At 73.1% G+C, this 14,718-nt stretch carries 17 protein-coding genes; 6 read left to right on the plus strand and 11 right to left on the minus strand.

Annotated elements, in window-relative coordinates:
- Nucleotides 1-188: 188 nt before the first annotated feature.
- The 3 genes from ABNF97_RS30630 to msrB all read right to left on the minus strand — a co-directional run bounded on the left by ABNF97_RS30630 (nt 189) and on the right by msrB (nt 1,493).
- Complete coding sequence (locus ABNF97_RS30630; RefSeq protein WP_349340648.1) at nt 189-671, minus strand: GNAT family N-acetyltransferase; 483 nt, start codon at nt 669-671, stop codon at nt 189-191.
- 93 nt (nt 672-764) lie between these two features.
- Nucleotides 765-1,028, minus strand: coding sequence for a metallothionein (locus tag ABNF97_RS30635; RefSeq protein WP_130464118.1), 264 nt, complete (start codon nt 1,026-1,028; stop codon nt 765-767).
- 36 nt (nt 1,029-1,064) lie between these two features.
- Nucleotides 1,065-1,493, minus strand: a complete 429-nt coding sequence (msrB, locus tag ABNF97_RS30640) for a peptide-methionine (R)-S-oxide reductase MsrB (RefSeq protein WP_349340649.1) — start codon at nt 1,491-1,493, stop codon at nt 1,065-1,067.
- 131 nt (nt 1,494-1,624) lie between these two features.
- Between msrB and ABNF97_RS30645 the strand changes: the two genes are divergently transcribed.
- Nucleotides 1,625-2,158, plus strand: a complete 534-nt coding sequence (locus tag ABNF97_RS30645) for a hypothetical protein (RefSeq protein ID WP_349340650.1) — start codon at nt 1,625-1,627, stop codon at nt 2,156-2,158.
- A 68-nt stretch (nt 2,159-2,226) separates the two neighbouring features.
- On the plus strand, nt 2,227-3,258 hold the full coding sequence (gene ligD, locus ABNF97_RS30650) for a non-homologous end-joining DNA ligase (RefSeq protein WP_130464115.1): 1,032 nt from the start codon (nt 2,227-2,229) through the stop codon (nt 3,256-3,258).
- 264 nt (nt 3,259-3,522) lie between these two features.
- Here the strand turns inward: ligD and ABNF97_RS30655 are convergent, their stop codons facing one another.
- From ABNF97_RS30655 to ABNF97_RS30665, 3 genes are all read right to left on the minus strand, one after another.
- Nucleotides 3,523-3,990 (minus strand): GNAT family N-acetyltransferase, encoded by a 468-nt coding sequence (locus ABNF97_RS30655; protein WP_130464113.1) that lies wholly within the window; start codon nt 3,988-3,990, stop codon nt 3,523-3,525.
- A gap of 112 nt (nt 3,991-4,102) precedes the next feature.
- On the minus strand, nt 4,103-5,671 hold the full coding sequence (locus tag ABNF97_RS30660; protein ID WP_349340651.1) for an alpha/beta hydrolase: 1,569 nt from the start codon (nt 5,669-5,671) through the stop codon (nt 4,103-4,105).
- Between the two features lie 31 nt (nt 5,672-5,702).
- A complete protein-coding gene (locus ABNF97_RS30665; protein WP_130464112.1) occupies nt 5,703-6,797 on the minus strand; it encodes an ATP-dependent DNA ligase in 1,095 nt (364 codons plus the stop codon).
- Between the two features lie 140 nt (nt 6,798-6,937).
- On the opposite strand from ABNF97_RS30665, the gene ABNF97_RS30670 reads away from it, so the two are divergent.
- A complete protein-coding gene (locus ABNF97_RS30670; RefSeq protein ID WP_130464111.1) occupies nt 6,938-7,162 on the plus strand; it encodes a hypothetical protein in 225 nt (74 codons plus the stop codon).
- A gap of 32 nt (nt 7,163-7,194) precedes the next feature.
- Here the strand turns inward: ABNF97_RS30670 and ABNF97_RS30675 are convergent, their stop codons facing one another.
- Nucleotides 7,195-7,398, minus strand: coding sequence for a hypothetical protein (locus ABNF97_RS30675; protein ID WP_130464110.1), 204 nt, complete (start codon nt 7,396-7,398; stop codon nt 7,195-7,197).
- Between the two features lie 191 nt (nt 7,399-7,589).
- Nucleotides 7,590-8,771 (minus strand): FAD-dependent oxidoreductase, encoded by a 1,182-nt coding sequence (locus ABNF97_RS30680; RefSeq protein ID WP_349340652.1) that lies wholly within the window; start codon nt 8,769-8,771, stop codon nt 7,590-7,592.
- 81 nt (nt 8,772-8,852) lie between these two features.
- Here ABNF97_RS30680 and ABNF97_RS30685 point away from each other — a divergent pair, with 81 nt between their 5' ends.
- Nucleotides 8,853-9,539: a TetR/AcrR family transcriptional regulator gene (locus tag ABNF97_RS30685; protein WP_130464109.1), complete on the plus strand. Its 687-nt coding sequence runs from the start codon at nt 8,853-8,855 to the stop codon at nt 9,537-9,539.
- Nucleotides 9,540-9,675: 136 nt separating this feature from the next.
- Here the strand turns inward: ABNF97_RS30685 and ABNF97_RS30690 are convergent, their stop codons facing one another.
- Both ABNF97_RS30690 and ABNF97_RS30695 read right to left on the minus strand, forming a co-directional pair.
- Nucleotides 9,676-10,719, minus strand: coding sequence for a glutathione S-transferase C-terminal domain-containing protein (locus ABNF97_RS30690; protein WP_130464108.1), 1,044 nt, complete (start codon nt 10,717-10,719; stop codon nt 9,676-9,678).
- A gap of 90 nt (nt 10,720-10,809) precedes the next feature.
- A complete protein-coding gene (locus ABNF97_RS30695) occupies nt 10,810-11,628 on the minus strand; it encodes an isocitrate lyase/phosphoenolpyruvate mutase family protein (RefSeq protein WP_130464107.1) in 819 nt (272 codons plus the stop codon).
- Nucleotides 11,629-11,697: 69 nt separating this feature from the next.
- Here ABNF97_RS30695 and ABNF97_RS30700 point away from each other — a divergent pair, with 69 nt between their 5' ends.
- Together ABNF97_RS30700 and ABNF97_RS30705 are read left to right on the plus strand one after the other, a co-directional pair.
- Nucleotides 11,698-12,717, plus strand: coding sequence for a winged helix-turn-helix domain-containing protein (locus tag ABNF97_RS30700; RefSeq protein WP_349340653.1), 1,020 nt, complete (start codon nt 11,698-11,700; stop codon nt 12,715-12,717).
- 208 nt (nt 12,718-12,925) lie between these two features.
- Nucleotides 12,926-13,426, plus strand: coding sequence for a DUF1990 domain-containing protein (locus ABNF97_RS30705; RefSeq protein WP_349340654.1), 501 nt, complete (start codon nt 12,926-12,928; stop codon nt 13,424-13,426).
- A 40-nt stretch (nt 13,427-13,466) separates the two neighbouring features.
- Here ABNF97_RS30705 and ABNF97_RS30710 read toward each other — a convergent pair whose 3' ends face one another.
- The gene (locus ABNF97_RS30710; RefSeq protein ID WP_130464104.1) at nt 13,467-14,387 is read right to left on the minus strand and encodes a DNA glycosylase family protein; all 921 of its coding nucleotides are present in this window, start codon (nt 14,385-14,387) and stop codon (nt 13,467-13,469) included.
- Nucleotides 14,388-14,718: the final 331 nt, after the last annotated feature.

Genomic DNA, 14,718 nt, shown 5'->3' on the forward strand with positions numbered 1-14,718 from the left:
GGCCACGAGGTCTCCGTGCAGATGGTTGTCTTGGTCGATAACCCATCTACCGGAGACCTCGCCACATCTCGATCACCAACACGCCCGGCCCGTCAAACCGGATCAGCCACTTATGACACACGGCCTAATGGCGGCATCGCGCGGTGGCCAGGCGTCGGGCAGAGTCCAGCAATCGGATGCCGGCGCGGCTACACCGGGTCGCGGCGCATCGGCACGTGTGCGATGCCGTCCTCGACGTACTCCGGGCCGCTCACCGTGAAGCCGTAACGGGTGTAGAAGTCGACCAGGTACGCCTGGGCGTCGAGTACGCAGGGCCGGGAGCCGACCAGGGCCAGCGCCTCGCTCATCAGCCGCCCGGCGTGTCCGCCGCCCCGGGCCCGGGGGGCCACCACCACCCGGCCGATCCGCTGCACCCCGCCCGGCTCGGCGAGCAGCCGCAGGTACGCGATCGGCACGTCATCGCTGGCCAGCCAGAGGTGCCGGGTGCCCGGCTCGACGTCCCGGCCGTCGAGTTCGGGATAGGCGCACTCCTGCTCGACCACGAACACGTCGGACCGCAGCTTCAGCAGGTCGTGCAGGGTCCGGGCGGTGAGGTCGGCGAACGACGCGATCCGGAGCTCGATCCGGTCCTGGGAGTCCGACTGGAGCGGTGGCGTCTGCGACGGGTGCATCCCGTGATGCTAGGCCGCGGCCCGTACCGCTGAGGTGTCAGGAGGGGGCGCTGCCAGAGCAGAATCCGGTGATGAGGGCCCCTTCCTTGCAGGTCAGGCTGGGCGGGCGCCGACGGCGTCGCGGATCTCCGCACCACGCTCGCCCTCGACCGCCCGGGCGCAGTGCCCGCAGCAGAAGAAGCGGCCGGAGACCTCCACGCCGTGCCCGATGATCCGGATGCCGCAGTGCTCGCAGACCGGGGCGAGCTTGTGCGCCGCGCACTCGAACGAATCGAAGGTGTGCACGTCCCCGCTCGTCGTGCGCACCTCGAACGTCAGCCAGTAGTCGTTGCCGCAGACCTCGCAGGTCGTCGCCATGTCGAATCCCCCCGTATCACCGCATCTGCGGCCATACTACGTGGTCGACGGGTCCAGGCGCATCGAGATCGAGTTGATGCAGTACCGGGCGTTCGCCGGGGTGAGGCCCTCGCCGTCGAAGCGGTGCCCGAGGTGCGAGTCGCAGTTGGCGCAGCGCACCTCGATCCGGACCATGCCGAGCGAGCGGTCCTCCAGGTAACGGATGGCGCCGGGCAGGGCCCGGTCGAAGCTCGGCCAGCCGCAGTGCGAGTCGAACTTGGTGTCGCTGGAGAAGAGTTCCGCCCCGCAGGCCCGGCAGCGGTAGGTACCCGAGGTCTTGGTGTCCACATACTCGCCGGTCCACGGGCGCTCCGTGCCCGCCTGGCGGAGCACCTTGAATTCCTCGGGCGTGAGCCGGACCCGCCACTCCTCCTCGGTGCGGGGCAGGTTGTCTCCCCGGTTGTCCCGGACACTGTTGTCAGCCATGCCCCAACGGTACGGCGGAGATCGTGCGGCGGCTAAGCGCCGGAGGTTCGCCCCAAGCGCCCGTCGATCGACTGAAAACAACGAGAAACACCTGATTAATCACCGGGCGGTCACCGGGTCGTTGACAGGACATGCGAGCGGCCACCAGGCCGGGCGGGCAGAGACGGCGACGCGAGCACCGGCTGGTGCTGGCCGAGTTCCGGCTGACCTGGCGGCAGGCGGTGGTCCGGGGACTGCGCTGGGGTGGCCTGGGCAGCGGTGCCGTGATCGTGATCGCCGGTGCGCTGCCCGGGCAGCGGGAACTGACCGGGTGGGTCTGGGTGGCCGTGCTGGCTCCGCTGCCACTCGGGGTGCTCTGCGGCGGCGTCGACCGGCTTCGGGCCCGGAGCCGGCTGGAGGAGGCGGGGCTGCGGGGCCGGGCGTACGGGGCGTACGCCTTCGTTGCCTGGCACCGGGTGGTCGACGTCCGGGCGGAGCGCCGTCGGGGCCGTACCGTCGTCGCCGTCTACCTCGGCGACGACCGGCCGATGCGGCTCTACGCCCCGTACGACGGTGGGCTGCTCGACCGGGACCCGCGGTTCGAGCAGAAGCTCGTGCTCATCTGCCAGGTCTGGGAGGCGCACCGGCACGGCAGCCGGACGCCGGAGGTGCGCTCCCGGCCGTGAGGCCGGGCCGACGGTCGGCGTCTCCGTGTCCGGCCACCGACGTCGGACCGGTGGCATAGGGTCGGCGCATGGCTGGTGGCAGCGCGAAGGCGAAGCCCGTCGAGGTCGAGGTGGCCGGGCACACGGTACGGCTGAGCAGCCCGGACCGGGTCTACTTCCCCCGTCGCGGGTTCACCAAGAAGGACATGTTCGACTACTACCTCGCGGTCGGTGACGGGATCATGCGTGCGCTGCGTAACCGCCCGACGGCGCTGCAGCGCTTCCCCGAGGGCATCGAGGGGGAGATGTTCTACCAGAAGCGGGTGCCGGCCCGGGGCGTACCGCCGTGGATCCGGACCGCGAAGATCCAGTTTCCGAGCGGCCGGAGCGCCGACGAGCTATGCCCGGCCGACCTGGCGCACGTGGCCTGGGCGGCCCAGATGGGGACCGTCGTCTTCCACCCGTGGCCGGTCCGGGGCGGCGACGTCGACCGCCCCGACGAGTTGCGCATCGACCTCGACCCGCAGCCGGGCACCGACTTCGCCGACGCGGTGGAGGCGGCCGGCGAGGTGCGCGGACTGCTGGACGAACTCGGCGCGACCGGCTGGCCGAAGACCTCCGGCGGCCGGGGCGTGCACGTCTACCTGCGGATCGAGCCGCGCTGGACCTTCACCGAGGTACGCCGGGCGGTGATCGCGTTTGCCCGCGAGGTGGAGCGGCGTCGCCCCGACCTGGTCACCACCGCCTGGTGGAAGGAGCAGCGCGGCGAGAAGGTCTTCATCGACTACAACCAGATGGCCCGGGACCGGACGATCGCCTGCGCCTACTCGCTGCGGGCCAACGCCCGGGCCACCGTCTCCACCCCGGTCACCTGGGACGAACTGCCGGACGTGGAACCGGACGACTTCGACCTCAGGACCGTGCCGGAGCGGGTGGCGAAGATCGGTGACCCGCACGCCGGCATCGACGACGCCCCGTGGGACATCAGCCCGCTACTGGAGTGGGCCGACCGGGACGACCGGGACGGCTCCGGCGACCTGCCCTATCCGCCGGACCACCCGAAGATGCCGGGCGAGCCGAAGCGGGTCCAGCCGTCCCGGGACCGCGACCGCAAGGAGTGAGCGGCCCCCGGGACGTCGGGCGCTACGGTCGGCCCCTGGAAGGCCTCTGCGGGACTGCTCCATCCGGGAGATCGTTGGCGGAACCCTCCCGGTGGTTCAGGGACTGACGACCTTCGTCACGAAGGCTCGCCACGAGTCGGGCGCGAAGGTCAGGATGGCCCCTGCCGGTGGTCGCCCATGATCGAGCAAGGCGGGGCGTTGCTATCTTCCTCACGATCCGCTATGCAATGGCGGCGATGTCGCCGTCATCGACGATGGATGGCGTCACAACGACAGTTTCATGCCTTCGTGGCTGGCCCGGAAGCCCAGTGCGGCATAGAACCGGTGTGCGTCCGTACGCTGCTTGTCGGTGGTCAGCTGGACCAGCCGGCAGCCGCGTTCCCGGGCCTGATCCACCGCCCAGTCCATCATTCGCCGACCGATTCCCTCGCCGCGCAGGTCGCGTCGGACCCGGACCGCCTCGATCTGCATCCGTTCGGCGCCGCGCCGGCTCACCCCGGGGATGAAGGTGAGCTGCATCGTGCCGACCGGTTCGCCGTCGAGTTCGACGACGATCAGCTCGTTGCGCGGGTCGGCGTCGACCGCCTCGAAGCCGGCCCAGTAGGCGGCGTCGATGTCCTCGCCGGTCGGCTCCGCCGGCTCCCGGCTCGCGGCCACCTCGTCGTCGAGCAGCATCGCGACGATCGCCGGTACGTCGTCCCGGCTGGCGGTCCGGAAGATCAGCTCACGCATGCCCTCAGCCTGGCACATCGACTCTGCTCGACGCGGTCGACTCGGCAGCCGGTCGGCCGCGACGGCCGGCCGGCCCTCCCGGCCCGAGCCCCGGTCGGAGACCGCAGGGGCGTCAGCGGGCCGGGCAGGTGGTGCCGGCGCTCGGCGGCTTCAGGTCGATCAGGTAGTCGTCGACCGCGTTGGTGATGCAGCGGGTCTGCGGGTAGGCGGTGTGCCCCTCGCCCTGCCAGGTCAGCACCACGCCGACGTCGAGCATCTCGGCCAGCTTCGGCGTCTGCTCGTAGGGCGTGGCCGGGTCGCCGGTGGTGCCGACGACGACGATCGGCGGGGCGCCGGTCGCCGGGCCGGTCGGGTACGGGTCCCGCTGGCCGGGCCAGAACTCGCAGCTCAGCATCCCCACCGCCAACGGGGCGCCGAACAGCGGGTACTTCTCGCGCCACTGCGACTGCAACGACCGGATCCGATCGACGCCGACCCGGTCCTCCTCGTCGGCGCAGTTCACCGAGAGGTTGGCGTCGAAGAGGTTCGTGTAGCTGCCGTCCTCGCTCCGTTCGGCGTACGAGTCGGCGAGTGCGAAGACCTCCTTCGGGTCGCCGTCGGCGAGCGAGTCGATCGCGGCGGCGAGCTTCTGCCAGCCGGCCTCGGTGTAGAGCGAGGAGATCACCGCGTAGAAGACCCAGCCGGCGGTGGCCTCCCGGCCGCCCTCGCCGCGTACCGGAGAGACCCGGGCCTTCTCCAGCGCGTCCGTCACCGCGCCCCGGGCGTCCGGGGCGATCGGGCACCGGCCCGGAGTGTCCCGGCACCAGTTGGTGAAGTTGGTGAAGGCCCGCTCGAAGCCCTTGGCCTGGCTCTCCGAGCCGGCCACGATGTCCTGCTCCGGGTCGACCGCGCCGTCGAGCACCAGCGCCCGGACGTTACGCGGGAAGAGCTGGGCGTACGTCGCGCCGAGCAGGGTGCCGTAGGAGTACCCGAGGTAGCTCAGCTTCTCGTCGCCGACCGCGGCCCGGATCGCGTCCATGTCGTGCGCGGCCTGCTCCGTGGAGTAGAGCCGCAGCCGCTCGCCGTACCTGGCGCCGCAGGTGTCGCCGATCCGCCGGTTCAGCGCCACCAACTCGTCGAACTCCGCCTGGCTCGCCGGGTCCGGCTCGAAGCCGAAGCTGCGGTCCAGGTCGGCGTCGGAGACGCACTTGACGGGGGAGGAGCGGGCCACGCCCCGAGGGTCGAAGCCGATGATGTCGAAGCGCCGGGTCACCTCGTCCGGCAGCCCGCCGAAGCTGGCTCCGAACGACAGGTAGACCGCCGAGTCGACGCCGGACCCACCGGGGCCGCCCGGGTTGATCAGCAGCGAACCGATCCGGTCCTGCTGCTTGGCCGACCGGATCCGCAGCAGCGAGATCTCCAGCTTGTCGGTGCCGGCACCGCCGGCCGCGTTCCAGTCCGCGGGTACGGAGATGGTGGCGCAGTCGTACCGCATGTTGGGCGCGCCCCGGCCGACGAGCTTGCGCGGCACCTCCGGACAGGATTTCCACTTCGCGGTACCGGTGCCGCTCGGCCCGGCCGCCGAGCCGGCGCGCTCCTTCTCGTCGTCGGGCCGGAACATCGGGATGGTGCAGCCGGCGACGAGCAACACGACGGCCAGGAGACCGGCCAGGGGCAGCCGGCGAGGGTACGAGCGGGCCAAGAGATCCTCCGTGATCGTTGCGACCGTCAGGCTACGCGCCTGGGGCGAGCGGGTCGCCGCGGAGCACCTGGTCGACGTCGAACCGGATCGGACGGTCGAGTTGGTCGTACCCGCAGGAGGCCGGCTCCCGGTCGGGCCGCCAGCGGACGAACTGGGCGGTGTGCCGGAACCGGTCCCCCTCCATCGCGTCGTAGCCGACCTCGGCCACCAGTTCCGGCCGGAGCGGCTCCCATTCCAGGCTCTTGGTGCCGGACCACCGACTGGGGCCGCCGGGGATGCGCTGCCCGCTGGTGTGGTCGCCGTGCACCCACGGGTGCTCCTCGACGCCCTCGCGGTACGGCGCCAGCTCGTCGAGGAGCTCGGCGCGGCGGGCGGCGCTGAACGACGCCGACACGCCGACGTGGTGCAGGGTGCCCCCCTCGTCGTGCAGGCCGAGCAGCAGGGAACCGACCACCGGGCCGGACTTGTGCCAGCGGAACCCGGCGACCACCACGTCGGCGGTACGGGTGTGCTTGACCTTGAACATCAGCCGCTTGCCCGGCTGGTAGGGGATGTCGGCAGGCTTGGCGACCAGCCCGTCCAGCCCGGCCCCCTCGAAGATCTCGAACCACCGGGCCGCCGTCTCCGGGTCGGTGGTGGTCTGGGTGACGTGCACCGGCGGTACGACCCCGCGCAGCTCCTGGACGAGCCGGCCGCGGCGCCGCTCGTAGGGCTGGTCGACCAGCGACTCGTCACCGATGGCGAGCAGGTCGAAGGCGACCAGGTCGGCCGGGGTGGTCTCGGCCAGCATGTTGACCCGGGACGCCGCCGGATGGATGCGCTGGCTGAGCAGCTCGAAGTCGAGTCTGGGAGCGCCGTCCGGGCCGTCCCGGCGGATGACGATCAGCTCGCCGTCGACCGCGCAGCGGGTCGGCAGCTGGGCCCGGGCCTGCGCCACCACCTCCGGGAAGTAGCGGGTCATCGTCTTGCCGCCCCGGCTGGCCAGCTCGACCTCGTCACCGTCGCGGAAGACGATGCACCGGAAGCCGTCCCACTTCGGCTCGTAACTCATCCCCGGGCCGGTGGGGATCTTCGGCACGCTCTTCGCCAGCATCGGCTCGACCGGCGGGTTGATCGGCAGTTCCACCCGGCCAAGTCAACCAGATGGGCGACGGGCCGGGGTCCCCCTGGCCGTACCGGTCGTCCCATCGGCACCACCGGGCGCAGGAGTTTCGCGTCGGCCACCGCGCGTGACGTGTTTACGCAGCTCAGAGCTATCTTCGCCGGATGCGGGGCTGGGTGTGCGTCTGCTGCGGCCGGTGGCAGGTGAGTGTCGAGCGGATCGCCGGGAGGTACCTCTACCGGCTGGCGTACCGCTATCACCCGGAGGTGGGCGGGGTTGACGTACTCGGGGAGGTGGGGTCGGTGGCGGCGCTGGAGCGACTGCTGCGGATCCGTACCCCGGTGACCCTGGCCGACCTCCGTGAACGTCCGGCCGGCAGGGCCTCGTAACCGAGCTGCGTGTGTCGGCTCGTCGCGCGTTACTACAGCGCCTTCGCGATCTCGGCCAGCACGTCGGCCGGGACCTCGACCGCGGTCTCGTGCGCCGGGATGTCGAGCTGGGCCAGTGCCTCCGGGTCGGAGACGCGCCAGCCCTGCACGATGAAGGTGTCACGGTCCGTGCGGTACAGCGACGGGCAGTTGTTGATCTGGGACTGCGCGGTCTTGCGAATGAAAGTGAGCTTCACGATCGGGCCTTTCACTCCTTTTATGCCGCTTCGGGCCGGATGCCCTAGCGGTCTGTGTTGCATTATGCGGCCAATCAGGACGTTCGGGCACGGATCACAGCAACGTGGTGGCGTGAATGTAGGTGAATGGCCGATTCATCTCGCGCCTGACCCGCGGGGATTTCTGGTAAGGGCCGCGCATCGGCGCAGGTTCAGGCGCGGGGCTCGGCCGGGGGGTGCCAGTCCGCGTACCGGGCCATCGAGCGGAGTGCGACCCGGGGCGGGGTCAGGCGCATCATCACGTTCCGTAATCCGACCGCCAGCGGGTTGCGCAGCTGCTGGCCGAACCGGCCAATCTGGTACGAGGCCCGGGCGACCCGCTGGCTGCGCGGGCGGCGCTCCGCGTCGTACCGGGCCAGGCCGGCCGGCACCCCGACCCCCTCGGGGAGGCACGAGCCGAGCACCACCGCGTCCTCGATTGCCTGGGCCGCGCCCTGGCCCAGATTCGGGGTCATCGCGTGCGCGGCGTCGCCGAGCAGCGCGACGGCGCCCCTGACGTAGCTGCCCAGCGGGGTGCCGAGATGGTAGAGGTCGTTTCGGAGCACCCCGGACGGGCTGGTCGCGTCCAGCAATCGCGGGATCGGCGGGTGCCACGACCCGAAGCGCTCCCGCACCGCCGCCAGCTCGTCGGCGTCGCGCTGCCCCTCCGGGGCGGTGACCGCGCCGAACCAGTAGACCCGGCCGTCGCCGAGCGGCACCATCCCGAACTCGGCGCCCGGCGCCCAGGTGATCGCCACCAGCAGTTCGCCGGTCCAGGGTCGGTCCGTCACGCCCCGCCAGGCGGTGCTGCCGACGTACGCCGGGGCCGGGGTCTCCGGCCACAACCGCCGGCGTACGACGCTGCGCAGCCCGTCGGCCCCGACCACCAGCTCGGCCCGGAGCGTCCGCCGGGCGCCCTCGCAGACGTAGCTGACCTCGGCCGGCGGGCCGGCGACCACCTCGACCACCTCCGCCCCGGTGACCACGGTCGTGCCCTCGGGCAGCGCGGCGTGCAGGATCTCGTGCAGCCTCGCCCGGTGGATGCCCAGCGACTCCGTGCCGAGCTGGTCGACCAGGTCGGCGGCGGCCATCCGGGCCAGCCAGCGGCCGTCCGCGGTACGGCTGCCACCGGCCGCCTCCACCCGACCGGCCGCCCGGATCCGCTCCCCGAGGCCGAGCGCCGCCAGCCCGGCCAGCGCGTTCGACATCAGCGTGATCCCGGCGCCGGCCGTGCCGAACGCGGGCGCCCGTTCCAGCACCGTCACCCGCCAGCCCTGCCGACGCAGCGCCAGGGCGGCGCAGAGGCCGCCGATGCCGGCGCCGACCACCACCGCGCTCCGATCCAACGTGCCCAACGTGCACCTCCGGTAAGCGGTCCTTCTACGCCTGTAGAAAGGCATACTACAGGCGTAGAAGAGCGGGTGGAGGGAGTACGGGTGACCGCTCGGCGGGACCGGTTCGCCGTCATCACCGACGCCGCGATCGAACTGGTGGCGGAGCTGGGCATGCGCGGGCTGACCCACCGGGCCGTGGACGGCCGCGCCGGCCTGCCGCTCGGCTCCACCTCGGCGTACTTCCGGACCCGGAAGGCGCTCATCGAGGCGGTCGTACGCCGCCTCGCCGACCTCGACCGTGCCGACCTCGAAGCCACCGACCTGCCCGTCGAGGCGGCCACCGGACCGGCGGTCCCGCCCGGTGGGAGCGGGCCACTCGGACCCCGGGAACTCGACCAGCTCGCCAACCGGATAGCCGGCCTGCTCGACCGCTGGCTGACCGCAGGACGTATCCGGACACTGGCCCGGTACGCCTGCCTGCTGGAGGCCACCCACCACCCCGAGCTACGGGAGATTCTGTCGTACGGCATCGCCTCCCGGACCCAGGCCCGTGCGCTACTCGGGCAGGCCGGAGCGGCAGATCCCGAGCGGAGCGGCAAGCACCTCGTCGCCTGCCTGGACGGGCTGCTCTTCGACCGTCTCGTCGGCGCCGGCTCGCTCGACGCGCCGGTTCCGGGGAGCGAACAGAGCCGGCAGGACCTCTACCAGGCCGTCCGGACCGTACTCTTCGCGATGGCCGCCACCGGCTCCCCGGCGCCCGGCGGCCCGGATACCGGCGACAACGCCTGACCGGTCGCAGGGCCGACCGGTCGCAGGGCCGCTTCCGGTCCGGCTGGCGCTCCGCAGTGGCCGCCCGCTCAGCCCGGCCACCGTCGCCCGCCGCCTCTCCGCGCTGATGACGCCGACAGCGGCCCTGCGTCGACGGTCAGCCCGCCAGCGGGATGTGCCCGGCCGGCACGGTCTCGTCGGCGCGTGGCGGTGGCGGCGGGGTGCCGTCCCCGAACGGGCGGCCGCCGAGCGCCTCCCGGCCGTGCGGCTCCAGCCAGTTCCGCAGGTCCGGTCCGAGCGGCACGATCCCGGTCGGGTTGATGTCCCGGTGCACCTCGTAGTAGTGCCGCTTGATGTGGTCGAAGTCGACGGTGTCACCGAACCCGGGCGTACCGAACAGGTCCCGGGCGTACGCCCACAGCACCGGCTGCTCGGTCAGCTTCTGCCGGTTGCACTTGAAGTGCCCGTGGTAGACCGCGTCGAACCGGACCAGGGTGGTGAAGAGCCGCACGTCGGCCTCGGTGATGCTCTCCCCGACCAGGTAGCGTCGCCCCTCCAGCCGGGCCGACAGCCAGTCCAGTCGGTCGAAGAGCCGCCGGTACGCCTTCTCGTACGCCTCCTGGCTGCCGGCGAACCCGCACCGGTACACCCCGTTGTTGACATCGGCGAAGACGACCGCGTTCACCTCGTCGATCTCGTCCCGCAGCGGCTCCGGATAGAGGTCGGGCGCACCGGATCGGTGGTACGCCCGCCACTGCGTCGACAGGTCGATGGTCATCTGGGCGAAGTCGTTCGTCACCACCTGCCCGGTCGGGACGTCCACGATCGCCGGCACCGTGATCCCGCGCTCGTATCCCGGGAACCGGGCGAAGAACGCCTCCTGGAGCCGCTCGATGCCGAGCACCGGGTCCCGGCCGCCGGGGTCGAGGTCGAACGTCCAGCTCCGGGCGTCGTGGGTCGGCCCGGCGACCCCCATCGACAGCACGTCCTCCAGCCCGAGCAGCCGGCGGACGATGATCACCCGGTTGGCCCACGGACAGGCCCGGCTCACCACCAGCCGGTACCGGCCCGGCTCCACCGGATAGCCGTCCCGCCCGTCGGCGGTGATCCGGGTGGCGATGTAGCGCTGGTCCCGGGTGAACTCCTCGCCCGGGTTGACGTAGCTGCCCTCGGTGCTGTTGCCCTCTGTGGTGTTCGCCATTGCGCTATCGTTCCCCAAACTTCCGCCGGAACCACCGCCGGGCGGTCCGAATCCGGGTCGGGCCCGGCACACCGGGCGTCGGCGCGGCAGTCAGCGACGCATCAGCTCGTTGACCGCCCCGTAGTCCAGGGCGCCGGCGAGGGCGTCGTAACCGCCCGACCCGTACACCTCCTCGGCGGCCCGCCGGACCACCGCGTACGCCGCCGTGGCCACCGACGAGCCGAGGCTGACCCGGGCCACCCCGAGCCGGGCCAGCTCGGGTACGGCCGGCGCGCCGGGACCGGCGAGGATGTTCAGCGGTGCCGGGATGCCGGCGACCAGTGCCGCCACCGTCTCCGGGTCGACCACCCCGGGCACGAAGATCCCGTCGGCGCCGGCCAGGAGATAGTGGGCCGCCCGGTCGAGGGTCTCCGGCACCCCGCCGGTACCCCGCAGGAAGGTGTCGATCCGCGCGTTGACGTACAGCGGAATCCCGACCGCGTCCGCGACGGCCCGGGTGGCGGCCAGCCGGGCCGACTGGTCGGCGACGTCGCGCAGCCCCGGCCCGCCGTCCGGTGCCGCGTCCTCCAGGTTCACCCCTACCGCACCGGCGGCCAGCACCGCGCGGACGGTCTCGCCGACCTGATCCGGGGTCGCCCCGAAACCCGTCTCGATGTCGGCGCTCACCGGCACCGAGACCGCCGCCGCGACCCGCCCGACGAGTTCGGTGGCCGGCTCCCGGCCGAGGACGTCGCCGTCCGGGGCACCGAGGCTCCACGCCACCCCGGCGCTGGTCGTCGCGACGGCCCGCGCGCCGGCCGCCGCCACGATCCGGGCACTCGCCGCGTCCCAGGCGTTGACCAGGACGACCGGGTCGGCGGGGACGTGCAGGGAACGGAACAGCTCGGCGCGAAGACGTTGCTCACTCATGGTCGGTAGTCTCCGCCGCCCGCGCGGCAGGCCGTATTCTTTCAGCTCTGCCTAAAACGAGAGGTCGACGTGGTCTCCATCGGTCTGCCGGGCGGCGCCGTCGCCCGGATCCGGTTCGCGGTCTCCTGCCTGTGGGAGGTCGCGACCAGCGTCCGGGTGCTGCGCGACGCCGGCGACCACGCCGTGCACCTGCCCTGGGCGACCCGGGTACGCCCCCGGCTCGTCGACGCCGGCCTGATCCCCGCCCGGACCGCGCCCCTCGGACCGGCTGGTGCCGGGACGGCCCGGGGCGGGCTGCTCTGGCAGCTGATCCCGGCCCGGCCGCACTACCTGCCCGACTTCCTCACCCCGGCACCCGAGGGACTCACCCCGGACCTCGACACCGAACTCGCGACGCTGCTGGCCACCCCGGCCGAAGCGGTCCGGGCGGACCTCGACGACTATCCCGGCCGGGACGCCCCGGAAGTGCGCCACCTGTACGCCGACCCGGCCGACGGGCTGCGCCGGCTCGCCGACGAGATCGTCCGGTACTGGCGGATCGCGCTCGCACCGGACTGGGCCCGGATCCGGCTGCTGCTCGACGCGGAGGTGCACCACCGGGCCCGGCGGCTCGCCGCCGACGGCGCCGCCGGACTCCTCAACGACCTGCACCGGCAGGTCCGCTGGGAGGGGGAGACGCTGGCCATCGCCCAGCAGCACTGCACCGCCGCCGACCTGCCGGACGGGAACGGCCTGGTGCTGATCCCGTCGGTCTTCGTCTGGCCGTCGGTGGCGAGCGTCCCGGCCCGCCCGGCGCCACAGCTCGCGTACCCGGCCCGGGGCATCGCCACGCTCTGGGAGACGCCCCGGCAGGCACCCGGCAGCCTGGCCGCGGTACTCGGCAGGGGCCGGGCCCGGGTACTCGCCGAGATGCGGTCACCGGTCTCCACCACCGAGCTGGCCCGGCGTACCGGGCTCTCGGCCGGGGGCGTCTCGCAGCACCTCGCCGTGCTCCGGGCCGCCGGGCTGGTGGCCACGCACCGGACCGGCCGGACCGTGCTGAACAGCCGCACCACCGTCGCCGAGGCACTGCTCTCGGTGGCCGGCTGAGGTCGCCCGCCGCCACGCCGCGGGCCGCTCAGCCCTCCGGGCAGGTGCGGTACCCGGATCTGCCTAGCGCTGCGCCTCGGGGGCAAGCAGGTCCGTCCCGGTCCCGGCCGCACCGGACGACGGCTGTCCCAGCGGTTAGGCTGCCGACGGAATCGACGCCGTGGCCGTGCCCACCCCGGCGGGTAGCTCTGCGAGGAGGCGCCAGGCGATGCCCGGACTGACCTATCCGGAGGTCGGCGCGACCCGCACCGGCCGGCTGCCGCCCGGATACCGGCACCTGCGCTACCGGGCCGCCCTGCCTCCGGGCGCGTTCGATCTGGCCGGCGAGGCGGTGCTCACCTGGCGGATGCACCGGGCCATGGGGGTGCGGATCGACGCCAGCGCGCCCCGGGCCGAGCCGGGCTGCACGGTCACCGCCGGGCTCGGGCTGGGCCGGCTGCGGCTGGCCGCCCCCTGCGAGGTGGTCTGGGCGGTACGCGACGAGCACCGGGCCGGCTTCGGCTACGGCACCCTGCCCGGGCATCCGGTCCGCGGCGAGGAGGCGTTCCTGGTGCAGCGCCTCGACGACGGCGAGGTCCGGTTCACCGTCACCGCGTTCAGCCGGCCGGCCGGTCCGCTGGCCCGGGCCGCCGGGCCGCTGCTGCCGCTCTTCCAGCGCGGGTACGCCTGGCGCTGCGCGTCGGTGCTCCGCCGGCTCGCCGCCGGCTGAACCGCAGCCGGGCGGGGCCAGCGGCGGCGAAACGTCGCGATCAGAACCGGGCGAAGGAGCGGATCGGCATCCGGGGACCGAACCGGGGCGCGTGGTGGCCACCGGCCTCCAACAGCCGGCAGACCCGACCACGGTGGCCCCGGAACGGCTCCAGCAGGGCCAGCATCCGAGCGTCGTCGCCGCGCGCCTCGCCGGCAAGCGCCCAGGCGACCATGTTCGGGAAGTGGTAGTCGCCGACGCTCACCGCGTCCGGGTCCCCGAAGGCGATCCGGACCACCTCGGCGGCCGTCCACGGTCCGATCCCGACGATGGCGGTGAGCCGGCGGGTCGCCTCGACCGGGTCGGCACAGCGTTCCAGCCGGTCCGCCCCGGCCGCCGCCCGGCGCAGCGTCTCCGCCCGCCGCCGCTCCACCCCGAACGGGTGGAACACCCAGTACGGCGCTCCGGCGATCACCGCCGGCTCCGGCGGGACCCAGAGCCGGGGCAGCGGGCCGGGGGCGGGTACCCCGAACCGGCGCACCGTCGCCGAGTACGCCCGGAACGCCTCCCTGCCGGTGACCTTCTGCTCCAGGATCGCCCGCAGCAGCCGGGGGAAGATCTGCCCGGTGGCCGGCAGCCGCAGCCCTCGGTGGGTGCTGGCCAGTCGCGCCACCAGCGGGTGTGCGGCGGCGAGCCGGTCGAAGCCGGTCAGGTCGTCGCGGAACCCGGCCACGGCGTCGGCCCGGTCCACCACCCAGCCGCCGCCCGGCCCGTAGCCGTCGGCGACCAGGTCACCGCCGACCCGGCGCAGCGCCAGCGTCCCCGGCCCGTCCGGGGTACGGGTGGCCCACCAGAACGTGCCGTCGACGAACCGGGCGCAGGGGTCGTGCGTCCCCATCGCCAGCGACCCGACCGAGCCGGCGAGGTGGTAGCACTCCGGCGGCCGCAGCAGCCGGCTCGCGGTCGGCCCGGTGTCGGTCACCCGGACACTCTGCCACGAGGGACCGGGCCACGACGGGACGGCACCGGAACGGGTCCACGACGGGACGGCACCGGAACGGGTCCACGACGGGACGGCACCGGAACGGGCCCACGACGGGACGGCACCGGAACGGGCCCACGACGGGACGGCACCGGAACGCCCGTGCGCGTTCCGGTGCCGTCCGGCCTCAAGCGGTGTCAGGTGGGTCCGATCCGGTCCTCCTCCTCTCGGTCTCTCGTCATCGGACTTTCCTGGTGGCGGCGGGGTTGGGGACCGGTCACCGCCGGTGGTGCGGGATGTGGCGGGAGCGTTTCACCGCTGCGGCCGCCGG

Source organism: Plantactinospora sp. B6F1, assembly GCF_040120695.1.
In the GTDB taxonomy this organism is placed as follows: Bacteria; Actinomycetota; Actinomycetes; order Mycobacteriales; family Micromonosporaceae; genus Plantactinospora.